The organism is Kitasatospora kazusensis (assembly GCF_039529945.1).
In the GTDB taxonomy this organism is placed as follows: Bacteria; Actinomycetota; Actinomycetes; order Streptomycetales; family Streptomycetaceae; genus Kitasatospora; species Kitasatospora kazusensis.
The window spans coordinates 1-21,149 of record NZ_BAAANT010000063.1; the positions used below are offsets into that span (position 1 = coordinate 1).

The 21,149-nt window shown below is 73.3% G+C and carries 21 protein-coding genes; 8 read left to right on the top strand and 13 right to left on the bottom strand.

Going from position 1 to position 21,149, the window contains the following annotated elements:
• From ABD330_RS29915 to cobU, 7 genes are all read right to left on the bottom strand, one after another.
• A partial coding sequence (locus tag ABD330_RS29915) for a biotin/lipoyl-containing protein (RefSeq protein WP_344469410.1) occupies window positions 1-754 on the bottom strand: 754 nt, incomplete at its 3' end.
• Between the two features lie 60 nt (window positions 755-814).
• Window positions 815-2,203, bottom strand: coding sequence for a dihydrolipoyl dehydrogenase (gene lpdA, locus ABD330_RS29920; protein WP_344469412.1), 1,389 nt, complete (start codon window positions 2,201-2,203; stop codon window positions 815-817).
• A 408-nt stretch (window positions 2,204-2,611) separates the two neighbouring features.
• Entirely contained in the window at window positions 2,612-4,108 is a 1,497-nt protein-coding gene (locus ABD330_RS29925; protein WP_344469414.1) for a leucyl aminopeptidase, read from the bottom strand.
• 253 nt (window positions 4,109-4,361) lie between these two features.
• Window positions 4,362-6,629 (bottom strand): hypothetical protein, encoded by a 2,268-nt coding sequence (locus ABD330_RS29930; RefSeq protein WP_344469415.1) that lies wholly within the window; start codon window positions 6,627-6,629, stop codon window positions 4,362-4,364.
• A gap of 109 nt (window positions 6,630-6,738) precedes the next feature.
• Window positions 6,739-7,491: an adenosylcobinamide-GDP ribazoletransferase gene (locus ABD330_RS29935; RefSeq protein ID WP_344469417.1), complete on the bottom strand. Its 753-nt coding sequence runs from the start codon at window positions 7,489-7,491 to the stop codon at window positions 6,739-6,741.
• A gap of 4 nt (window positions 7,492-7,495) precedes the next feature.
• Complete coding sequence (gene cobT, locus ABD330_RS29940) at window positions 7,496-8,617, bottom strand: nicotinate-nucleotide--dimethylbenzimidazole phosphoribosyltransferase (protein WP_344469419.1); 1,122 nt, start codon at window positions 8,615-8,617, stop codon at window positions 7,496-7,498.
• 11 nt (window positions 8,618-8,628) lie between these two features.
• Window positions 8,629-9,189, bottom strand: a complete 561-nt coding sequence (cobU, locus tag ABD330_RS29945) for a bifunctional adenosylcobinamide kinase/adenosylcobinamide-phosphate guanylyltransferase (protein ID WP_425555686.1) — start codon at window positions 9,187-9,189, stop codon at window positions 8,629-8,631.
• A 103-nt stretch (window positions 9,190-9,292) separates the two neighbouring features.
• Between cobU and ABD330_RS29950 the strand changes: the two genes are divergently transcribed.
• Entirely contained in the window at window positions 9,293-9,493 is a 201-nt protein-coding gene (locus tag ABD330_RS29950) for a hypothetical protein (RefSeq protein ID WP_344469421.1), read from the top strand.
• Between the two features lie 139 nt (window positions 9,494-9,632).
• Here ABD330_RS29950 and ABD330_RS29955 read toward each other — a convergent pair whose 3' ends face one another.
• Both ABD330_RS29955 and ABD330_RS29960 read right to left on the bottom strand, forming a co-directional pair.
• The gene (locus tag ABD330_RS29955) at window positions 9,633-10,499 is read right to left on the bottom strand and encodes a methyltransferase domain-containing protein (protein ID WP_425555687.1); all 867 of its coding nucleotides are present in this window, start codon (window positions 10,497-10,499) and stop codon (window positions 9,633-9,635) included.
• 59 nt (window positions 10,500-10,558) lie between these two features.
• Window positions 10,559-11,158 carry a DUF3043 domain-containing protein gene (locus ABD330_RS29960; protein WP_344469423.1) on the bottom strand — a complete coding sequence of 200 codons (600 nt, stop codon included), beginning with the start codon at window positions 11,156-11,158 and terminating at the stop codon, window positions 10,559-10,561.
• A gap of 294 nt (window positions 11,159-11,452) precedes the next feature.
• Here ABD330_RS29960 and ABD330_RS29965 point away from each other — a divergent pair, with 294 nt between their 5' ends.
• The gene (locus ABD330_RS29965; RefSeq protein ID WP_425555688.1) at window positions 11,453-12,211 is read left to right on the top strand and encodes a PspA/IM30 family protein; all 759 of its coding nucleotides are present in this window, start codon (window positions 11,453-11,455) and stop codon (window positions 12,209-12,211) included.
• A gap of 33 nt (window positions 12,212-12,244) precedes the next feature.
• Entirely contained in the window at window positions 12,245-12,538 is a 294-nt protein-coding gene (pspAA, locus tag ABD330_RS29970) for a PspA-associated protein PspAA (protein WP_344469427.1), read from the top strand.
• 106 nt (window positions 12,539-12,644) lie between these two features.
• Here pspAA and nadA read toward each other — a convergent pair whose 3' ends face one another.
• Window positions 12,645-13,826 carry a quinolinate synthase NadA gene (gene nadA / locus ABD330_RS29975; protein ID WP_344469429.1) on the bottom strand — a complete coding sequence of 394 codons (1,182 nt, stop codon included), beginning with the start codon at window positions 13,824-13,826 and terminating at the stop codon, window positions 12,645-12,647.
• Between the two features lie 190 nt (window positions 13,827-14,016).
• Here nadA and ABD330_RS29980 point away from each other — a divergent pair, with 190 nt between their 5' ends.
• From ABD330_RS29980 to ABD330_RS29990, 3 genes are all read left to right on the top strand, one after another.
• Entirely contained in the window at window positions 14,017-14,943 is a 927-nt protein-coding gene (locus ABD330_RS29980) for an NADP-dependent oxidoreductase (protein ID WP_344469431.1), read from the top strand.
• Between the two features lie 92 nt (window positions 14,944-15,035).
• On the top strand, window positions 15,036-15,503 hold the full coding sequence (locus tag ABD330_RS29985) for an Lrp/AsnC family transcriptional regulator (RefSeq protein ID WP_344469433.1): 468 nt from the start codon (window positions 15,036-15,038) through the stop codon (window positions 15,501-15,503).
• Window positions 15,504-15,953: 450 nt separating this feature from the next.
• Entirely contained in the window at window positions 15,954-17,300 is a 1,347-nt protein-coding gene (locus ABD330_RS29990) for a pyridoxal phosphate-dependent decarboxylase family protein (protein ID WP_344469435.1), read from the top strand.
• A 29-nt stretch (window positions 17,301-17,329) separates the two neighbouring features.
• Here the strand turns inward: ABD330_RS29990 and ABD330_RS29995 are convergent, their stop codons facing one another.
• Complete coding sequence (locus ABD330_RS29995; protein WP_344469437.1) at window positions 17,330-18,205, bottom strand: GNAT family N-acetyltransferase; 876 nt, start codon at window positions 18,203-18,205, stop codon at window positions 17,330-17,332.
• A 219-nt stretch (window positions 18,206-18,424) separates the two neighbouring features.
• On the opposite strand from ABD330_RS29995, the gene erpA reads away from it, so the two are divergent.
• The gene (gene erpA, locus ABD330_RS30000) at window positions 18,425-18,781 is read left to right on the top strand and encodes an iron-sulfur cluster insertion protein ErpA (protein WP_344469439.1); all 357 of its coding nucleotides are present in this window, start codon (window positions 18,425-18,427) and stop codon (window positions 18,779-18,781) included.
• 145 nt (window positions 18,782-18,926) lie between these two features.
• Here erpA and ABD330_RS30005 read toward each other — a convergent pair whose 3' ends face one another.
• Together ABD330_RS30005 and ABD330_RS30010 are read right to left on the bottom strand one after the other, a co-directional pair.
• A complete protein-coding gene (locus ABD330_RS30005) occupies window positions 18,927-19,544 on the bottom strand; it encodes a hypothetical protein (RefSeq protein WP_344469440.1) in 618 nt (205 codons plus the stop codon).
• A 106-nt stretch (window positions 19,545-19,650) separates the two neighbouring features.
• Window positions 19,651-19,884, bottom strand: a complete 234-nt coding sequence (locus ABD330_RS30010; RefSeq protein WP_344469442.1) for a hypothetical protein — start codon at window positions 19,882-19,884, stop codon at window positions 19,651-19,653.
• A gap of 247 nt (window positions 19,885-20,131) precedes the next feature.
• On the opposite strand from ABD330_RS30010, the gene ABD330_RS30015 reads away from it, so the two are divergent.
• Window positions 20,132-21,109 (top strand): carbohydrate kinase family protein, encoded by a 978-nt coding sequence (locus tag ABD330_RS30015; RefSeq protein WP_344469443.1) that lies wholly within the window; start codon window positions 20,132-20,134, stop codon window positions 21,107-21,109.
• The last annotated feature ends 40 nt before the right edge of the window (window positions 21,110-21,149 follow it).

Below are 21,149 nucleotides of genomic sequence, written 5' to 3' on the forward strand. Positions count from 1 at the left end.
CGACCGGGGCCGGGGCGGCCACGGGGGCCGGAGCGGCCACCGGAGCCGGCGCGGCGACCGGGGCGGGGGCGGCCGGAGCGGCCACCGGTGCCGGAGCGGCGGCCACGGGGGCCGGAGCGGCGGCGACCGCGCCCGCGACGCCGATCAGCGCGAGCTGGGCGCCGACCTCGGCGGCCTCGTCCTCGGCGACCAGGATCTTCACCAGGACACCGGCGACCGGCGACGGGATCTCGGTGTCGACCTTGTCCGTGGAGACCTCCAGCAGCGGCTCGTCGACCTCGACGGTGTCGCCCTCGGCCTTGAGCCAGCGGGTGATGGTGCCCTCGGTGACCGACTCGCCCAGCGCGGGGAGCAGGACCGGGGTGGCGTCGGCGGCGGGCGCGGCAGCGGCGGCCGGAGCGGCCGGGGCCTCGGCCACGGGGGCCGGAGCGGCCACCGGAGCCGGCGCGGCGACCGGGGCGGGGGCGGCCGGGGCGGCCTCCGCGACCGGCGCGGCAGCGGCGACCGGAGCACCCGAGCCGTCGTCGATGACGGCCAGCTCGGTGCCGACCTCGACCGTCTCGTCCTCGGCGACCTTGATGGAGGCCAGGATGCCGGAGACCGGCGAGGGGATCTCGGTGTCGACCTTGTCGGTCGAGACCTCGAGCAGCGGCTCGTCGATCTCCACGCGCTCGCCCTCGGCCTTGAGCCAGCGGGTGACCGTGCCCTCGGAAACGCTCTCGCCCAGTGCGGGCAGTGTTACTGAGACCGCCATGGTTTCAGCGACTCCTCTTCAAGTCTTGCGTGCGGGAATGGGGGAAGGTGAGCGGCACGGTCAGTCGTGCGCGTGCAGCGGCTTGCCGGCCAGCGCCAGGTGCGCCTCGCCCAGGGCCTCGGACTGCGAGGGGTGGGCGTGGATGAGCTGCGCGACCTCGCTGGGCAGCGCCTCCCAGTTGTAGATGAGCTGGGCTTCGCCGACCTGCTCGCCCATGCGGGCGCCGACCATGTGGACACCCACGACGGCGCCGTCCTTGACCTGGACGAGCTTGATCTCGCCGGCGGTCTTCAGGATCTTGCTCTTGCCGTTGCCCGCCAGGTTGTACTTGAGGGTGACGACCTTGTCCTTGCCGTACAGCTCGACGGCCTTGGCCTCGGTGATGCCGACCGACGCCACCTCGGGGTTGCAGTACGTCACGCGCGGCACGCCGTCGTAGTCGATCGGCACGGCCTTGAGGCCCGCCAGGCGCTCGGCGACCAGGATGCCCTCGGCGAAGCCGACGTGCGCCAGCTGCAGGGTCGGGACGAGGTCGCCGACGGCCGAGATGGTGGGCACGTTGGTGCGCATGTACTCGTCGACGAGGACGTAGCCGCGGTCCGTCGCGACGCCGTTCTCCTCGTAGCCGAGGCCGGCCGAGACCGGGCCGCGGCCGATGGCGACGAGCAGCAGGTCGGCGTCGATCTGCTTGCCGTTCTCGGTGGAGACGCGCACACCGTCCTGGGTGTACTCGACGCCGGAGAAGCGGGCCTTGAGCTCGAACTTGATGCCGCGCTTGCGGAAGGCGCGCTCCAGCAGCTTGGAGGAGTTCTCGTCCTCCAGCGGGGCCAGGTGCGGCAGGGCCTCGACGATGGTGACGTCGACACCGAAGGACTTCCAGACGGACGCGAACTCGACACCGATCACGCCGCCGCCGAGGATCACGGCCGACTTCGGGATGCGGTCGAGCTTGAGCGCGTGGTCCGAGGAGATCACGCGGTCGCCGTCGATGTTCAGGCCCGGCAGGGACTTCGGCACGGAGCCGGTCGCCAGGATGACGTGGCGGCCCTCGATGCGCTGGCCGTTCACGTCCACCGAGGTCTGCGAGGAGAGCTTGCCCTCGCCGGTGATGTAGTGGACCTTGCGCGAGGCCACCAGGCCCTGCAGGCCCTTGTACAGGCCGGAGACGACGTCGTCCTTGTACTTGTGGACGCCCTTGATGTCGATGCCCTGGAAGGTCGCGAGCACGCCGAACTCGGCGGCCTCGCGGGTCTCGTCGGCAACCTCGGCGGCGTGCAGCAGGGCCTTGGTCGGGATGCAACCACGGTGCAGGCAGGTGCCGCCCAGTTCGCCCTTCTCGATCAGGGCCACGCTCAGACCCAGCTGAGCGGCGCGGAGCGCCGCGGCGTAACCGCCGCTTCCGCCTCCGAGAATGACTACGTCGAAAACGGTGCTGGCGTCGTTCGCCACGTCACGTCCTCCATGCAAAGGGGTGCGGATCGCCGGGCCGGTCGCGGTCCGGTGCGGTCGGGCAGCCTTGTAAGGCGCCCAGTCATGCCGGAAATACATCTTCGCACTTGTTGGTGGCGGCTGATGTCCGGGGCTGCCTCGGCGGGGTGCCCGGGGGTGGGCAGTTGGGGGTGGTGGCCCCGCACGTCAGGGTATCCCCCCAGGTCACAGCCGTGCGCCGGGCGGGTGGCGGAGGGCGCCCGCCCGGCCCGTACCGGTGGAGTTCCACCGTACGGAACAAAGTTTCGCCCGGGGCGAACAGGCGTGCATCTCAAGATCTGTCATATTACCGATTGGTAACAGAAAATAGGAACGCAGAGAGGCCCGGTGCACACGGAGTGCACCGGGCCTCTACCGCTCACCGGCAGATCACTTGCCTGCGGCGGTCTCCTCCGCGAAGCGGACCAGGGTGCGGATCGCGGTGCCGGTGCCGCCCTTGGGGGTGTAGCCGAACGGCGCGCCCTCGTGGAAGGCCGGGCCCGCGATGTCCAGGTGTGCCCAGTCGGTGCCCTCGGAGACGAACTCCTTCAGGAACAGGCCGGCCACCAGGCCGCCGCCCATCCGGTCGCCCATGTTGGCGATGTCCGCGATGGTCGAGTCGGTCATGCCCTTGATCAGGTCGGCCGGGAGCGGCATCGGCCAGGCCGGCTCGCCGGTCGCCTCGGCGGTGGTGTGCAGGCGGGTGCGCAGCTCGTCGTTGTTGGACATCACGCCGAAGATGCGGTTGCCGAGCGCCAGCACCATGGCGCCGGTGAGGGTCGCCACGTCGATGATGACGTCCGGGTTCTCCTCGCCGGCCCGCACGATCGCGTCGGCCAGCACCAGGCGGCCCTCGGCGTCGGTGTTCAGCACCTCGACGGTCTTGCCGCCGTACATCTTCAGCACGTCACCCGGGCGGGTGGCGGTGCCGGACGGCATGTTCTCGGCCAGCGCGAGCCAGCCGGTGACGTTGACGGCCAGGCCGAGGCGCTTGGCCGCGACCACGGAGGCGAACACGGCGGCGGCGCCGGCCATGTCGCACTTCATGGTCTCGTTGTGGCCGGCCGGCTTCAGCGAGATGCCGCCCGAGTCGTAGGTGATGCCCTTGCCGACGAGCGCGATGGTCTGCTTGGCCTTCGGGTGGGTGTAGGCCACCTTCACCAGGCGCGGCGGGTTGTCCGAGCCGTTGCCGACACCGAGGATGCCGCCGAAGCCGCCCTTGGCCAGCGCCTTCTCGTCCAGCACCTCGACCTTGAGGCCGTGCTCCTTGCCGGCCGCGACGGCGATCGCGGCGAAGGACTTCGGGTTGAGGTCGTTCGGGGCGGCGTTGACCAGGTCGCGGGCGCGGTTGATCTCCTCGCCGATCGCGGTGGCGCGCTCGGTGGCGGCCTTGGCGTCCTTGCTGCCCTTGCGGTCCGTCAGCAGCACGAGCTCGCCGACCGGAGCCTTGCCGCTCTCGCCCTTGTACGCGGTGTAGCCGTACGAGCCGAGCAGCCCGCCCAGCGCGACGGCCTCGGCCTGCTCGGCCGACTCGGCCGGCAGCGCCAGCGCGGCCTTCTTGGTGCCGGACAGGGTGCGGGCGGCGACGCCCGCGGCGCGGCGGAGCGTCTCGTCGGCGTAGCCGGCCTCGGGGGCCTCGCCGAGGCCGACGGCCAGCACGAGCGCGGCCTTCAGCCCGGGGGCGGCGGGCACCTTGACGGCCTCGCCCTCGGCGCCGGTCGCGCCCAGGGTGGCGAGGACCTCGGCCAGCTTGCCCTCGAACGCCTCAGCCACGGCTTCGGAGCCGGGAGCCAGCAGCAGACCCTTCGGGCCCTTGGCGACGCCGATCACGAGCGCGTCCGCGCGCAGCGAGGCGGCGGAGGAGGTGCTCACAGACAATGCAGTCACGTAAATGCGTCCTGTTCTTTCGCGGTCCACGGCCGGATACGGCGCCGATGCCGTATCGGCGTAACCCCGGCGTGATCCGCCGGAACGGGCGCAGGGCTACGGTGCTCCCCGCATGGTAGTCCGCATGCTGGGATCGCGCCGTAGCGCCTGCGGTCCCGATCCCGCCCGCACCCCGCCGCCCGGCCGCCGCCACCCCGCCCGGGACGGCGGACGAGGGGCCGTCAGGCCGGGCCGGGCGGGCCCGCCGGGCGGCTCACCCGGCCGGGCGGTGGGCCGGGTTGGGGACGAAACGGACGACCGCGCCCTGCTGGCCGACCTGCCAGGCCCCGGCCACCCCGTGGGCGGGCACCTCCTGCCGGGGGTCGAAGCCGGGATCGACCGCGTACAGCCACGTGCCCGGGCGGCGCCGGGCGGCCGCCCGCAGCGCGTCGGTCAGCGGCGGTCCGGCGGGCGGTGGTTCGGCGCCGCCCGCCCCGGCCGGCCGGGTGGTGAAGGGTGCGGCGGCCGAGAAGTAGCCGCCCCCGCCCGTGGGTACGTCCCGTCCCAGGCGCGGCCGGGAGCCGAGGGTGAGGGCGAGCACGCCGTCGGGCAGCAGCAGGACGACCCGGCCGCCGGAGTCGACCAGGACCGACCGGACGGGGGAGCCCGGCCGCAGGTCGGTGATGGCCTCCGCGTCCCGCAGGCAGCGGATCCGCACGGTGCCGTCGGCCCAGGCGGAGGCGAGCACGACGCCCTGCGGCCCGTCCGCCACGGCGACGGCGACGACCGGGTTGTCGCGGCGGTCGACCGGCTGCGGCAGCGGCTCGGAGCCCGGCTTCCAGAACCGCACCCGGCCGTCGAGATCGCCGCTGAGCAGCAGCGGTTCGCCGGTGGCGGCCAGCACGGTCGCGTCCAGCGCCGTGACCGGGCCGCTGTGCAGCTGCTCGGCCGCCCCCTCCGGCAGCCAGTGCACCCGGCCGGCGGTGTCGCCCACGGCGGGCAGCGGGCTGAGCGCACTCAGCTCGGCGTCGGCGAACCGGGGCAGCACCGGCAGCGCGGCGCCGAGCAGGAGCTGTGGATGCCCGGACGCGTCCAGCGCCGCCACCGTGCCGTCCGGCAGCGCCGCCAGCGAGCGGAGCTGCGCGGGCGCGGGGTGGGCGGGCACCTCCGAGACCTGACCGGTCGTCAACTCGGCGGCGCGCAGCGCACCGGCGGCGTCCACGAACAGTACGTGCCCGCCGTACTGACTGCTGCTCAGTGCGGCGGCGAGCAGCGGGGGTTGGGCCTCGGGCACCCAGACCGCCCAGTCGGCCCGCCAGCCCGGCCCGCCGGGGTCGCCCAACGCCGTCGCCGCGGCCGGGTCGTGGCCCAGCAGCCGGGAGTGCAGCAGGGCGGACCGGACGAGCGGGTCGGGCTCGTCGAGCAGGGCGGGCCCGGCGGCCCGCCAGGCACCGGCGAGCCGGCTCCCCGGGTGGGCGGCGAAGGCCGCGGTGACGGCCACCGGATCGGCGTGGGCGAGGTAGCGCGGATCCTCCAGCAGGGCCGCCGCACTGCCGGACCTCACCGAGTGACGCAGGATCAGGCCCAGCAGATCCGGGTCCGACTTCGTCAGGTCGAGGCCGCCGTCGGCGGCCCGCGGGACGCCTGCGCCCAGCGCGCGGACCAGCGCGTCGTGGTCGGGCTCGGGCGCCCCGGCGGTGACGGCCTCGCGCAGCGGCCCGGCCGGCAGCCACCAGGTGTCCCCGGCGGGGGAGTCGGGCGGCAGCAGCTCCCCGGCCCGGCGGGCCGCGTCCGGCTCGGTGAGCAGCGCCCACTCCTCGGCGCCGAGCGGCCGGTCGGCCGCCGCGAGGGCCCGGAAGGCGGGCCGCAGGCCGGCCGGCACCGCCGACCACCAGGCGGCGGCCACCCCGGCCGACGGGTCGGTACCGGCCGGGACGAGGGCGGCGAGCCGGGCGAGCCGGGGGTTGGGGTACACCTCCTGCGCCGTGAACGGCGAGCCGGCCGCGAGGCGCCGGTACCAGCGGGCGAACCGCTCGGGGTCGGTCCACTCGGACTCGTCCAGGTCGAGGACGGCCTCCGGTCCTGCTGCGGCGGGACGGGTCACGGCCTCCAGGACGGCCCGCACCTGCGGCAGGGCGAGCAGCGGGTCCAGCAGCTCGGCGGCGATCCGCTCGGGCTCGGCGGCCCGGTCGAGGTCCCAGAACGCCAGCAGCAGCGGCCGGTCGTCGGCGGCCAGCTCGGCCAGCAGCTCGGCCGCCGTCCGGGCGGCCACCCCCAGCCGCAGTGCCAGCCGCCACACCGCGCCGTCCAGGCTCAGTCCCGCCGCGGAGAGCACGGCCGCTGCCTGCCGCCCGGCCCGGCCGCCGGGCGACGTACAGACGGTGGCCAGCCAGGCGACCAACTCCGTCTTCCCGCTGCCCGGTGCCCCGGACACCCGGCACAACCGCGGCGCCCGGGTATCGTCCAGCCAACTCAGCAGCGCGCGCCCGGCAGCCTGCCGCCCGGCCCGGAGCGGCGGCAACCAGTCGTCCGTGTCCTGCATCCGGAGTCCCCCTCAAGATCGACCGTCAGTCTACGAGCCGACGCCGGCCCGCCGGGCGGCACGCTCCGCGGGCCGGGGGGCGACCCCTCGGGGGTGCGGGGAGACCGGGTCAGGCGATCGCGAGGAGGACGAGGGCCGCCGTCGCCGCCGTTTCGGCCATCGCGCCGAGGACGTCGCCGGTGATGCCGTCGAAGCGCCGTACGCAGCGCCGCAGCAGGAGCCCCGCGCAACAGGTGCCGACCACGACGGCGACCGGCGGCAGCGGATCCGAGGTGGCGGCCAGCGCCAGTGCCGACACGGCCGTCACGGCCAGCGCCCCGGCCAGGGGTACCGTGCCCGCCACCATCGCCCCCAGCCCGCCGGGCCGGGCGGCGGGGACGGACCGCAGGCACCCCCAGGCGAGCGCGCAGCGGGCCGTCACTGCGGCCGTCAGCACGGCCAGCGCGCCGCGCCAGGGGGAGACGTCGAACTGACCGGCCAGCGCGGCGGTCTGAGCCAGCAGCACCAGTACCAGTGTCAGCACGCCGAACGGCCCGATGTCCGACTGCTTCATGATCCGCAGCGCGTCCTCGGCGGGCTTCCCGCTGCCCAGGCCGTCCGCGACGTCCGCCAGACCGTCCAGGTGCAGCCCCCGGGTGAGCCCGGCCAGCACCGACAGCGCCGCCACCGCCCCGAGCAGCCCGCCGCCGCGCCACGCGGCCAGCGCACCCGCACCGGCCGCGGCCGCGCCCAGCACCAGCCCGACCAGCGGCGCGCACAGCATCGCCCGCCCCGCCGTCGGGCGGTCCCACCGTTCCACCCGCACCCGCAGCACGGACAGCGTCCCGAACGCGAACCGCAGCCCGTGTATGCCTGTCCGCAAGGGGTCAGACCCGGCCCAGCAGCTCCGCCGCGCTGGGCAGCGGAGGCTGTTCCTGCGGCGCCCGGGTCACCTTGGTGACCAGCAGCGTGTCGGCGGGGTCGGCCAGGGTGTCCGAGGCGGCCTGGAGCAGCGGCAGCGCCAGCAGCGCGCCGACGCCCTCGCCCGTCGAGACCTCCAGGCTCTGCAACGGAGTCAGCGTCAGCCGGTCGTACGCCTTCGCCTGGGCCGGCTCACCACTCGACTGGCCCGCCCGCCACCACTCCGGCGCCCGGAAGGCGATCCGCTGGGCGACCAGCGCGCAGGCCGCCGACACGGCGCCGTCCAGCACCACCGGCAGCTTGCGCGCGGCGGCCTGGAGCAGGAAGCCGGTGATCGCGGCGAAGTCCGCGCCGCCGACGGTGCCGAGCAGCGCGAGCTGGTCGCCGAGGACCGGGCGGGCCCGGCGCAGCGCGTCGCGGACGGCCGAGCACTTGACCATCCAGACGTGGTCGTCGATCCCCGAGCCGCGACCGGTGACGGCCGCCGCGTCGGTGCCGCAGAGCGCGCCGACCAGCACGGCGGCGACGGTGGTCGAGCCGGCGCCCAGGTCGCCGAGGACGATCACGTCCGTCCCGGAGTCGGCCTCCTCGTCGGCGACCGCGATCCCGGCCCGGAAGGCGCGGACGGTCTCCTCCGGGGTCAGCGCGTCCTCGACGTCGATCCGGCCGGAACCCCGCCGCACCCGGTGCTGCGTCACCTCGGCCGGGAACTCCGCCGGGTCGGCGTCGACCGCGAGGTCGACCACCCGCACGTCGGCGCCGTAGCGCCGGGCCAGCACGGCGACGGGGGCGGTGCCGTCGAGCACCGCCTGCACCCGCTGTGCGGTGCGCGCGGCGGTCGGGCGGGAGACCCCGAGTGCGGCGACCCCGTGGTCGCCCGCGAACAGCACCACCTTGGCGGCGTTCAGCGGTCGCACCGGCGAGGCGCCCTGGACGGAGGCCAGCCAGCTGCCGAGCTCCTCCAACCGACCGAGGCCGGCGGGCGGCTTGTCCAGCCGCTGCCAGCGCTCCTCGGCGGCCCGGCGGGCGCTCTCGTCGGGGCGCTCCACGAGGGAGGAGAAGGTATCGAGATCCACGGTGGTGTCCATCGGTCGAGAGGCTACACGGATGGGGGTTTGATGGTCAGCACCTGCCCGGCAACCACCAGCAGTACACGCTCGGAGGCCTCCGCCACGGCCATGTTCAGCCGCCCGAGGGTGTCCCGGAAGCGGCGGCCCGCCGCGGTGGCCGGGACGACGCCCATCCCGACCTCGTTGCTGACGGCGACGACCTGGCGCCGCGTCAGCCGCCACGCCTCGGCCAGCCCGTCGCAGCGCCGCTGGACCGCCCGCTCGCCGTCCGCCGCCCAGACCGCGTCGTCCCAGGCGCCGCACTCGTCCATCACGGTGGTCAGCCAGAGCGCGAGGCAGTCGATCAGGACGGGCGCCGGGTCCGACCGGTCGTCCAGCACCGCCACCAGGTCGCAGGTCTCCGCCGTCCGCCAGCTCGCCGGACGCCGTTCCCGGTGCAGGTCGACGCGCTGCGCCCACTCCGGGTCGCCCTCACGGGTGCCGCTGGTGGCCACGTACAGCACGTCGTCGTGGCCGGCGAACAGCTGCTCGGCCCGGGTGGACTTGCCGGAGCGGGCGCCGCCGAGGATCAGGGTGCGGGGGAGTGCCATGGCCCTCATCCTGCCCGACCGCCCGTCCCGCTCAGGCATGGGGCGGCCGGGGGTGGGCACGCTACCCTTCGCACGACAGCGAGGTCATCGGGAGGAGCCAGGCATGGTGTGGACGTGGCGGTACGAGACGGCGGACGGCACCCTGGTCACCCCGCCCGGCGGCCAGGAGGAGTTCCCGGGCCAGGGCGACGCCGAGTCGTGGATCGGCGAGAACTGGAAGGAACTGCTGGAGGGCGGCATCGACCGCGCCGTCCTGCTGGAGGACGGCAAGGCCGTCTACACCATGAGCCTGCACGAGGGCTGAGCAACCGGCACTCTGCGCGCTCAGGACAACCACAACAGGGGCGCGGGGAACTGCGCGCGCAACCGTGCACCTCCGTCGTGCCCTGGTCGCGCAGTTCCCCGCGCCCCCGTAGGAACCCGATCCTGGACCGGGCCGGAGGCTACTTCGCTCCGAAGACGTGCAGTAGCGCCGCCACCCGCCGGTACGGGTCCTGCTGTCCGGCGCGTTCCTCCGCGTCCAGCAGCTGGGCGAGTTGGCGGCCGTCCACGGGGGCGTCGTCGTCCGGGGTGTTGTCGGTGAAGACCCGGACGCCGTACCAGCGCCGCAGCGGGACGGAGATCTCGCCCAGGGTCACCGACAGGTCGTCGAGCCGGTCGGCGCGGGCGGGCAGGCCGTGGTGGTCGGTGAAGCGGGAGCTGTCGAAGGCGCCGAGCGCGGTGCGCCAGTCACCCGCGAGTCCGGGCTGCATGGCGAGGGCGTCGGCGTTGCGGACCAGCAGCGAGAGCAGTCCGCCGGGCGCCAGCATCCGGGCCAGTGAGGCGAGCATCGGGTCCGGGTCGGGCAGGTACATCAGCACGCCGTGGCAGAGCACCACGTCGAAGCTGCGCGGTCCGAACCAGCGCCCGCACTGGTGCCCGTCCCCGCTCAGCAGCCGGACGCGTTCGCGGACCTCGGGCGGCTCGGCCGCCAGCGCCGCCTGGGCGGTGCCGAGCATCACCGGGTCCGCGTCCAGCCCGGTGACGAGCTGTCCGGCCCGGGCCAGCCGCAGGGCCTGGGTGCCCTGGCCGCAGCCCACGTCGAGGACCCGCAGGCCGGTCCGCCCGGCCAGCTGCTCGGCGAGCTGCCGGGCCACCAGCTCCTGGCGGACGAGGTTGCGCAGCCCGCCCTGCCGCTCCAGCCACGACCCGGCCGGGTACGACCCGCCACGGGCGGGCAGCCGGTCGTGCGTACCGCCGCCCTGTCCGGGCAGCGCGTACAGGCCGGGCTGCTCCTGGAATGGTGCGTACGCGGGCGGGTACGAAGGCACGGGCGGGGCCGTCCAGGACGGCCCCGCCCAGTACGACTGCGGCGGGACAGGCTCGGCCGTCAGGGTCGCTCGCCCCGCTTCACCTGCGGCTTCGGCAGCCGCAGCCGCCGCATCTGCAGGGTGCGCATCAGCCCGTAGGAGACCGCGCCACGGGTGCTCTGGCCCGGGAACCTGGCGGCGAGCGACTTGCGCAGGCCGAGGCCCAGGCGGAAGAAGTCGGCGACCACCAGCACGAAGAAGATCAGGAAGAGCACGGTGGAGAGCAGCTGCAGCACGGGCACGCGGACGATGCTGAGGATCAGCACCAGCACGGCGTACGGCAGGAAGAACTCGGCCAGCGACCAGCGGGAGTCCACGTAGTCACGGGCGAACCTGCGGACCGGGCCCTTGTCGCGCGGCGGCAGGTAGCGCTCGTCGCCCGCGATCAGCGCGGTGCGCTGCTTCTCCCGCTCCGAGCGCATGCGCTCGCGGGACTGCTTCGCGGCTTCCTTGCGGTCCTTGGGCACCGTCACCTTGGTGCGGCGATTGGCCTCGGCCTCGCTGCGCTTGGGCGTGGGCCGGCCCTTCTTGGCCTGCGGGTCGCGGGACTGGGTCGTTTCGTCCTGCTCGGCCAGCGCGGTGGCGGCGGAGGAGGCATCATCTGAGCGGCGTCGGAACACACCCCCAGCGTACGTGGTGGGTCCGGCGTTCCGGCCGTGCAGTCCACACCGAACAGGTATCGATGCCCGGCCTGTCCCCTACGGGCCTGCCCTCCCTCCGGTGGATCATGGTCGGTCCGGGTATCCACCCTTGGGACGATGCCGGGGCGCCGGTGGATGTAGCACTCTTGTTGCAGGCAGGTGCACTGCGGCGAGCCTCTCGCTGCACATACACTCAGTCATGTCAGCACGAGACGAACCGCAGGCCCGAGAAGGGGGCACCCGAGGCCCATGAGCGACGGAATCATGAAGCGTATGGGGCTGATCTTCCGCTCCAAGGCGAACAAGGCCCTGGATCGTGCGGAGGACCCGCGAGAGACGCTCGACTACTCCTACCAGAAGCAGCTCGAACTGCTGCAGAAGGTCCGTAGGGGCGTCGCCGACGTGGCCACCTCGCGCAAGCGGTTGGAGCTCCAGCTGACGCAGCTGCAGCAGCAGTCCGCCAAGTACGAGGACCAGGGCCGCAAGGCGCTCTCGCTGGGCCGTGAGGACCTGGCCCGCGAGGCTCTGACCCGCAAGGGCAACATGCAGTCCCAGATCACCGACCTGGAGGCGCAGTACCAGCAGCTCCAGGCCGAGGAGGAGAAGCTCACGCTCGCCTCCCAGCGGCTGCAGGCCAAGGTGGACGCCTTCCGCACCAAGAAGGAGACCATCAAGGCCACCTACACCGCCGCCCAGGCGCAGACCCGGATCGCGGAGTCCTTCTCCGGGATCTCGGAGGAGATGGGCGACGTGGGCCTGGCGATCCAGCGGGCCGAGGACAAGACGGCCCAGATGCAGGCGCGGGCCGGTGCGATCGACGAGCTGCTCGCCTCCGGCGCGCTCGACGACAGCAGCGGGCTCGGCCGCAAGGACGACATCGAGGCGGAGCTGGACCGGGTGGCCGGCGGTTCCGACGTCGAGCTGGAGCTGGCCCGGATGAAGGCCGAGCTCACCGGCGGCTCGGCCGCGCCCACCCCGGCGATCGAGCAGGGCAAGCAGGACAAGCCCCCGACGATCAACTACAACAAGTAAGCAGCGCTTCCGAGAGCAGGGAGAGACACCGGCATGATCATGCGGGTCATGGGTGAGGGGCAGTACCAGGTGGACGACGACCACCTGAACCGGCTCAACCAGCTCGACGACGAGCTGCTCACCGCGCTGGAGGCCGGGGACGAACAGCAGTTCAGGGCCGCCCTCGGCACACTGCTGGGCGCGGTCAAGGAACTGGGCACCCCGTTGCCCGACGACTCCCTGGAGCCGTCGGACCTGATCCTGCCGGATGCCGAGGCGACGATCGACGAGGTCAGGGAGATGCTCCTCGGTCCTGGCGAGGGCATCATCCCCGGCTACGCCGAGTAGCACCGCAGTACCGCGCAGCTCCGCACCGCGCACACGTGGAAGGGCGGGCTCCCTCGGGGGCCCGCCCTTCCACGTGTGCGCGGTGTCCTCGCGCGTCCGCTGCCGCCTACGGCAGCGCGAGCATCCGGTCCAGCGCCGCCTTCGCGTACTTCTCGGTCTCGGCGTCCACCGTGATCACGTTCGGCACCCGGCCCTCGACCAGCGACTCCAGCGTCCAGACCAGGTGCGGGAGGTCGATCCGGTTCATGGTCGAGCAGAAGCAGACCGCCCGGTCCAGGAAGACGACCTCCTTGTCGGGGTGCGCCTTGGCGAGCCGGCGGACGAGGTTGAGCTCGGTGCCGATGGCCCACTTGGAGCCGGGCTCGGCGGCGTCCAGCGCCTTGATGATGTACTCGGTCGAGCCCACCATGTCCGCGGCCGAGACCACCTCGTGCTTGCACTCGGGGTGCACCAGCACGTTGACGCCGGGGATCCGGGCGCGGACGTCGTTGACCGAGTCGACCGAGAACCGGCCGTGCACCGAGCAGTGGCCGCGCCAGAGGATGATCTTGGCGTTCCGCAGCTGCTCGGTGGTCAGCCCGCCGTTCGGCTTGTGCGGGTTGTAGAGCACGCAGTCGTCCAGCGAGAGGCCCATGTCGCGGACGGCGGTGTTGCGGCCGAGGTGCTGGTCCGGCAGGAAGAGCACCTTCTCTCCCTGCTCGTACGCCCACTCCAGGGCCCGCTGGGCGTTGGAGGAGGTGCAGATGGTGCCGCCGTGCTTGCCGGTGAACGCCTTGATGTCGGCCGAGGAGTTCATGTACGAGACCGGGACGGTGACGTCGGCTATGCCCGCGTCGGTGAGCACGTCCCAGCACTCGGCGACCTGCTCGGCGGTGGCCATGTCGGCCATCGAACAGCCGGCCGCGAGGTCCGGCAGGATGACCTGCTGGGCGCTGCCGGTGAGGATGTCGGCCGACTCCGCCATGAAGTGCACGCCGCAGAAGACGATGAACTCGGCCTCCGGGCGGGCGGCGGCGTCCCGGGCCAGCTTGAACGAGTCGCCGGTCACGTCGGCGAACTCGATGACCTCGTCACGTTGGTAGTGGTGGCCCAGGATGAAGACCCGGTCGCCGAGGGCGGCCTTGGCGGCGCGGGCGCGCTCGACGAGGTCGGGGTCGGACGCTGCGGGCAGGTCGCCCGGGCACTCGACGCCGCGCTCGCTGTTCGGGTCGGCCTCGCGGCCGAGCAGCAGCAGAGCCAGCGGGGTCGGAGTGGGGTCGATCCCGTAGGTGTCGGTGGTGGTGGTCACGGGCGAGTGCCCTCCTGTGCGGCCGGCCGAGTCGAGCAGCCTTTTCGTCTATCTGACGCTATCTATCATAACCCGTTCGCGTCACTCTGACGATGTCCAACCTGTCGATGTGATCAGAACCGCTCACCAGGACGGACTCATCCCGAGCGTGTCGGGACGCGGGCCGGAGCAGTGTGCGTTAGCTGGACGCATGAAGGCAATCGCGATCAAGCAGTACGGCGGCCCCGAGGTCGTCGAGTACCTCGAACTCCCCGATCCGAAGGTCGGTCCCGACTCCGTGCTGGTGCGGGTCAGGGCCGCCGGGGTGAACCCGGTGGACTGGAAGATCCGGGACGGGCACCTGGACGGCGTCCTGGACGTCCACTTCCCGCTGATCATGGGCTGGGACGTGGCCGGCGTGGTCCAGGCGGTCGGCGGGGCCGTCACCGAGTTCGAGCCCGGCGACGAGGTGATCGGCTACGTCCGCAAGGACGCGGTCGAGCACGGCACCTACGCCGAACTGGTCTCCGCCCCGGTACGCACTCTCGCACGGAAGCCCGCCGCCCTGGACTGGGCGGCGGCGGGCGGGCTGCCGCTGGCCGGGCTGACCGCCTACCAGGGGCTGGTCAAGGCGCTGCGGGTGAAGGCGGGGGAGACCGTGCTGATCCACGCCGCCGCCGGCGGTGTCGGCACCCTCGCCGTCCAGATCGCCAAGGCGCTCGGCGCCCGGGTGATCGGCACCGCCAGTGAGCGCAACCACGCCTACCTGCGCGAACTCGGCGCCGAGCCGGTCACGTACGGCGAGGGGCTGGCCGACCGGGTCCGGGCGCTCGCGCCGGACGGGGTGGACGCGGCGTTCGACCTGGTCGGCGGCGGCGCCGTCGGCGTCTCCGCCGAGCTGGTCGCCGACCCGCGCCGGATCGCCTCGATCACGGACTACGGGGTGGTCGCGCTGGGCGGGCACTACCTGTTCGTCCGTCCGGACGCCGCCGACCTGACCGAGCTCGGCCGGCTCGCCGATGAGGGAAAGCTCACGGTGCCGGTCGCCTCGACCTTCCCGCTGGCCCAGGCCGCCAGTGCCCAGGCGCTCAACGCCGAGGGCCGGACCAGGGGGAAGATCGTCCTGCTGGTGGACTGACCGGGAATCTTCGCCAGAATGGGGGCGGTGTGTCGTTTCTGCGACGGCCGCCGCCCCCCACCTGTCAGTACCAGCAGTGGAGCCCCGCACCGATGAGCACGAGTAGAGCGCCAGTAGAGCCGGGCGGCGTCTTCGTGGACGAGACGGACCGCCTGCTCCTCGCCCACCTGAGCCGGGACGGCCGCGCCTCGTACGCCGAGATCGGGCTGCTCGCCAACCTCTCCGCGACGGCGGTCCGCCGCCGGATCGACCGGCTGCGGGCCCGGGGCGTGGTGCGGGGCTTCACCGTGGTGCTCGACCCGGGCGCGCTCGGCTGGCAGACCGAGGCGTTCGTCGAGGTCTACTGCCGCGAACGCACCGCCCCCGAGGAGATCCTCGCCAGCCTCCGCCAGTTCCCCGAGGTGGTCGCCGCCTGGACGGTCACCGGCGACCCCGACGCCCTCGTCCACCTGCGGGCCGCCGACACCCGCCACCTGGAAGCCGTCATCGAGCGCATCCGCAAGGAACCCGGCGTGCAGCGCAGCCGCAGTTCGGTCGTCCTCTCCCGCCTGATCGGCTGACCCGGCCCTGTCTGTGGTTGTCCTTGTGCGTATGGGTTTTCCCTGGGGGCGCGGGGAACTGCGCGAGTCCGGGAGCGACGGCGCCGCACCATCCGCTTCGCGCAGCCCCTCGCGCCCCTGTCTGTGGTTGTCCTTGTGCGCGTGGGTTTCCCCTGGGGGCGCGGGGAACTGCGCGAAACCGGGAGGGACGGCGCCGCACCATCCGCCCCGCGGGGCTTCCCGGGCCCCGGGAGAGCGCACCCGGGAGCGAGCTGCACAGCTGCCACGCAGGAAACCTGCGCGACAGCCGTCGAACGCGCTCGAAAGCTGCCCGACCGGCCGGGTTCCGACGCGCGCTCGGGTGGGTCCGCTGCCTACGCTGATCATGTCCGGCAGGTTCTCAGCAGCCCCCGGCCTCCCCCTGCCACCCCCACAGCGAGAGGCACCCTCGTGTCTGCAGCCCCCAACCGCATGCACCGACCCGACGCGGAGCTGGTCGACCTGGTGTTCGACTACATGCGCGAGCGGCTCCAGTACGACCCGGTGCCGCTCGACCACCCCGGCGACGGCGAGCACCTGCGCAGCCACCTGGCCGGGCTGCTGAACGAGCACGGCAACAACCCCGCCGACGTGCTGAAGCTCTACGACCACGAGCTCTCCCGCGCGGTGATCTCCGCCGACAGCCCGCGCTACCTGTCGTTCATACCCTGCGCCCCGACCAAGGCCGCGCTGCTCTTCGACATGGTGGTCTCCTGCGCCTCGCTCCAGGGCATCTCCTGGCTGGAGGCGGCCGGCGCGATCGCCGCCGAGAACCAGGTGCTGCGGCTGATCGCCGACCGCGCGGGCCTGCCCGAGTCGGCCGGCGGCACCTTCGTCTCCGGCGGTTCGGCCGGCAACCTCTCCGCCCTGGTCGTCGCCCGTGACACCGCCCGCCGCAGGCTGGGCGTCGGTCCGGAGGCCCGGCTGCGGGTGGCCGTCGCCGACCAGGTGCACTCGTCCGTCAAGAACACCTTCAACATCATCGGTGTCGAGGCGTTCAAGGTGCCGACCGTCGACCGCCGCTTCACCGGCGAGGCCCTGCGCGCCGCGCTGGCCGCCGACCCCAACCCCGAGACTGTGATCGCGGTGGTCGGCACGGCCGGCACCACCAACGAGGGCATCATCGACGACCTCCAGGGTCTGTCGGAGGTCACCCGCGAGCGCGGCATGTGGTTCCACGTGGACGGCGCGTACGGCGGCGCCGGGCTCTTCGCCCCCTCCGTCCGCGAGCGCTACAACGGCATCGAGCACGCCGACTCGTTCGTGGTGGACCCGCACAAGTGGCTGTTCGCGCCGTTCGACTGCGCCGCGCTGCTCTACCGCAACCCGCAGCTGGCCCGCGCCGTGCACACCCAGGACGCCTCGTACCTGGACGTCCTGCACACCGAGGGCGACGAGTGGAACCCCACCGACTACGCCTACCACCTCACCCGCCGCGCCCGCGGCCTCCCGCTCTGGTTCTCGCTCGCGGTGCACGGCACCCAGGCCTACACGGACGCGATCGAGGAGGGCCTCACCCTGGCCCGCGACACCGCGAAGCTGATCGAGGAGACCGAGCACCTGGAGCTGCTGATGGACCCGCAGCTCTCCGCGGTCTGCTTCCGCCGCACCGGCTGGACCAACGACGACTACTACCGCTGGTCCCAGCAGCTGCTCGCCGACCAGATCGGCTTCGTCACCCCGACCGGCTGGGACGGTGAGACCGTCGCCCGCTTCGCCTTCCTCCACCCGGGCACCACGATGGACATGGTCCGCGAGATCCTCGCCACCATGGCCTGAGGGTTCCCCGCGCCCCTGGGTTCACCTTCCTAGAGGAAAGCCCCGTTCGGGAGGTACGGCGCAGGCGGCCGCATCCCCCGGACGGCGAGGTAGCCCCGGGTGTCCAGGCTGAGGCCGACCTCCAGGCCGACGTCCACGGCCCACTCCTGCTCGGCGGTGAGGAACTCGACGAGAGCTTCCTCACCGTCGGGCACCCGGGCCAGCGCCTCCCGGAGCAGCCGGGTGGCGATCCGCTTGGAGGTGGCGGCGAGCAGCCGGACGGCGCCGCCGTCGCGGTAGCAGTAGCCGCTGCCGGCCAGGCTGTCGGCGATCAGCAGCTCGTCGTAGTGGGCGAGCATGAAGGCGTGGTCGGGGCCGTGGGCGGAGCCCCTGGTCCGCCGGTCCACCGAGTCCAGCAGGTGGGTGTGGACGGCGCTGCCGGGGTGCACCGGGATGTCGCCCGGGTCCAGCAGCCCGGAGCGGTCCACCGTGCCGGTCAGCCGCATGGCCGGGTGCAGCGTGAACCCGGCCTGCCGGTAGCGCCGGGCGGCCGCCGGCGAGGGGGAGGCGCAGAGCAGCCCGCGCAGGCAGCCCCGGCCGTGCTCCGCCGCCCGCTCCAGCAGCAGCCGGCCCGCGTCCTCGCCTCTGGCGCTCGGCAGTACGGCGAACAGCGCGAGGATCCAGACCCCCTCGCGCCGCATCGAGAGCGCCGCCCCGACGGCCGTACCGCCCTGTTCGGCGATCCAGCAGCCGCCCGGATCGGTCCGCACCAGGTGCCTGGTCCCGGCCAGCCGCTGCGCCCGGGCGGCGGGGGCGCCCGCGGGGGTGTCCGGGGCCATCCCCTCGGTGGCGTGGAACGCGCTCGCGGCGATGGCCCGGACGGCCTCGGCATCCGCTGCGGTGTCCTGGAGTTGGCGAATGAGCATGCCCTCCATCCTGGTCTCCCGGACCGGCCCGGCGGGGTGCTTTGGCCGATCGGGCGGTGACCGGTGCCTTCGGGTGTGCGAGCATGGGTGCGTGGGCGAGTGCGCGTGGAACGCCACCGCTCCTTTGCGAAAACACCAGAATCACCGTCCGGAAATGAATCCGGGCGGCCGCTGGTTGGCACTGGCGGCAGATCGTCGTCAAAGACCGGGAGTAAGCAGATGACCGTCCAGGACGAGAAGACCACCGTCGAGAGTGGTCTGCTCCTTACCGATGCCGCCGCGGCCAAGGTGAAGGGCCTGCTGGAGCAGGAAGGGCGCGACGACCTCGCGCTGCGTGTGGCGGTTCAGCCGGGTGGCTGCTCGGGCCTGCGCTACCAGCTCTTCTTCGACGAGCGTTCGCTCGACGGCGACGTGCTCAAGGACTTCAACGGCGTCAAGGTCGTCACCGACCGGATGAGCGCCCCCTACCTCGGCGGTGCGACGGTGGACTTCGTCGACACCATCGAGAAGCAGGGCTTCACGATCGACAACCCGAACGCGACCGGCTCCTGCGCCTGCGGCGACAGCTTCAGCTAGTCCCGGCCGGACGGCATGGTGACGGCGGGCCCCGGGTGATCCCGGGGCCCGCCGTCATATCCACAGCCGGTCCTCGGCCGGTCCGCCGCTGGTCCGACTCCTGCGGACGGGGTCCGACTCCTGCGGCCGGACCGGCCGGATCCGCTTACTGCGGGCCGCCGACCGGACCCGGGTCGTTCGGGACCTCCTGGCCGGTCGCCAGGTCGACCACCTTGCGGCCCGCCAGCGGGTGGCCGAGCTGGGCGCTCACCGCGTTCTTCTTGACCAGCGCGGGGCACTCCCGGCCCCGCGGCGCCGGCTGGGCGATCACCACCCGGACGTCCACCTCGCCGGCCTTCGACTCGTCCGTCTTCAGGCCGTACGTGTCGCAGGTGCCGCCGTAGAAGTAGACGGTGAGCATGTCGCCCTGGGTCTGGTAGCCGATGGCCGGGAGCTTGACGGGCGCGGGCTCGCCGCTGGCGATGCCCGGGTTGGTCGGCGAGGAGCTCGGCGCGGGGCCGACGGACGCGCCGCCGCCGACGGACGGGGAGGAGCCCGCACCCGTCGAGGGGCTCGCCGAAGGGCTCGTCGAAGCCCCGGCCGACGGACTGGCGGAGGCCGGCGCAGTGCTCATCGAGGCGCTCGCGCCCGTCGAGCCGCCACCGGAGCCGCACGCGCTGACCGCCCCGGCGGCGAGCAGCAGCCCCGCCACCGCCGCCATCCGCCGCCTGCGCGTGGTCCTGGCCCCTGGGGCCTGTCCGGCCACTGCGGTCTTCTGGTTCATGGTGTGACATCCTCCCGGGGGTGCAGCCGCCGCCTCCGCAGCGGTGCTGTGCGGGTTCGACGTGGCCCAGAGGATTCCGGTTCCCCCACCTCCCCCCGACCGGTGGTCAGCCGCCGTACTCGGGCATCCCGGCGACCAGCCGCTGGGTACGGGACGGCACCGACACCCCGACGGGGGTGGCCGCGGCCGGCTCCGGGCGTGCGGTGGCGGAGGGCCAGAACCGGCCCATCCGGCGGGACGAGCTGACCAGCGAGTCAAGGGTGTAGCTGTCGGCGTCACCCCTGACGGAGCCGGATGTCTGCCGACTACCGGAGGGCCGCAGGGCGGGGTGGCTGGACATCATCGGTCATCGCTCCGATCACGCGGCCGAGGCGTTGCCGCCACGGGCCTGGCCGGGAGGCCGGACACCGGCCCCTCGTCTGCGACCCTAGGCCGCCGCGCTGCGCCGGACCAGAGCTACCGCGGGGTAGTACCCGTTCGGGGACCTGCCGCCGGCCGAGGCGGGCTATGGGCATCCGGGTCCGGCCCGGTACCGTGTGGGGGTTCAGTCCACCGCTCTCGCCCTAGGGCCACCTGAGGAGACACCCGTGCGTATCGCCGTCGCCGGCTCGATCGCCACCGACCACCTGACGACTTTCCCCGGGCGCTTCGCCGACCAGCTGGTTGCCGAGCAGCTCCACACGGTCTCGCTCTCCTTCCTGGTCGACACCCTGGACATCCGCCGTGGCGGGGTCGCCCCGAACATCGCGTTCGGCATGGGCGTGCTCGGCCTGCGCCCGATCCTGGTCGGCGCGGCCGGGGCGGACTTCGAGGAGTACCGCAGCTGGCTCGGGCGCAACAACGTGGACACCGACTCGGTGCACATCTCCGAGACCCGGCACACCGCCCGCTTCATGTGCACCACCGACCTGGACCACAACCAGATCGCCTCCTTCTACACCGGTGCGATGGCCGAGGCCCGCAACATCGAGCTGAAGCCGGTCGCCGACCGCGTCGGCGGCCTGGACCTCGTCCTGATCGGCGCCGACGACCCGCAGGCGATGGTCCGGCACACCCAGGAGTGCCGCACCCGCGGCTACGCCTTCGCCGCCGACCCCTCGCAGCAGCTGGCCCGCCTGGAGGGCGACGACATCCGCGAGATCGTGGACGGCGCCGCGTACCTGTTCACCAACGAGTACGAGGCCGCGCTGATCGAGTCGAAGACCGGCTGGAGCGCGGAGGACATCCTCGGCCGGGTCGGCACCCGGATCACCACCCTCGGCTCCAAGGGCGTCCGGATCGAGCGCGCGGGCGAGCCCGCGATCACCGTCGGCTGCCCGGCCGAAGAGCGCAAGGCCGACCCGACCGGCGTCGGCGACGGCTTCCGGGCCGGCTTCCTGGCGGGCCTGTCCTGGGACCTCGGCCTGGAGCGCTCCGCCCAGCTCGGCTGCATGGTCGCCACCCTGGTGATCGAGACCGTCGGCACCCAGGAGTACGAGCTGCGCCACGCGGCCTTCCTGGACCGTTTCGCGGTGGCCTACGGCGACGAGGCGGCGGCCGAGGTCCGCGCCAAGCTCACCAAGTAACCGCTTACGGCAACCACAGCAGGGGCGCGGGGAACTGCGC

Excerpts from the sequence above, each read along its gene's own strand:
- pspAA (WP_344469427.1), top strand. The coding sequence starts at position 12,245 with ATGATCATGCGGGTCATGGGTGAGGGGCAGTACCAGGTGGACGACGAC.
- ABD330_RS29980 (WP_344469431.1), top strand. The coding sequence starts at position 14,017 with ATGAAGGCAATCGCGATCAAGCAGTACGGCGGCCCCGAGGTCGTCGAG.
- ABD330_RS30005 (WP_344469440.1), bottom strand. The coding sequence starts at position 19,544 with ATGAACCAGAAGACCGCAGTGGCCGGACAGGCCCCAGGGGCCAGGACC.
- ABD330_RS30010 (WP_344469442.1), bottom strand. The coding sequence starts at position 19,884 with ATGTCCAGCCACCCCGCCCTGCGGCCCTCCGGTAGTCGGCAGACATCC.
- cobT (WP_344469419.1), bottom strand. The coding sequence starts at position 8,617 with ATGGACACCACCGTGGATCTCGATACCTTCTCCTCCCTCGTGGAGCGC.
- ABD330_RS29985 (WP_344469433.1), top strand. The coding sequence starts at position 15,036 with ATGAGCACGAGTAGAGCGCCAGTAGAGCCGGGCGGCGTCTTCGTGGAC.
- ABD330_RS29950 (WP_344469421.1), top strand. The coding sequence starts at position 9,293 with ATGGTGTGGACGTGGCGGTACGAGACGGCGGACGGCACCCTGGTCACC.
- ABD330_RS29995 (WP_344469437.1), bottom strand. The coding sequence starts at position 18,205 with ATGCTCATTCGCCAACTCCAGGACACCGCAGCGGATGCCGAGGCCGTC.
- ABD330_RS29930 (WP_344469415.1), bottom strand. The coding sequence starts at position 6,629 with ATGCAGGACACGGACGACTGGTTGCCGCCGCTCCGGGCCGGGCGGCAG.
- erpA (WP_344469439.1), top strand. The coding sequence starts at position 18,425 with ATGACCGTCCAGGACGAGAAGACCACCGTCGAGAGTGGTCTGCTCCTT.
- ABD330_RS29965 (WP_425555688.1), top strand. The coding sequence starts at position 11,453 with ATGGGGCTGATCTTCCGCTCCAAGGCGAACAAGGCCCTGGATCGTGCG.
- ABD330_RS29990 (WP_344469435.1), top strand. The coding sequence starts at position 15,954 with ATGCACCGACCCGACGCGGAGCTGGTCGACCTGGTGTTCGACTACATG.
- cobU (WP_425555686.1), bottom strand. The coding sequence starts at position 9,189 with ATGGCACTCCCCCGCACCCTGATCCTCGGCGGCGCCCGCTCCGGCAAG.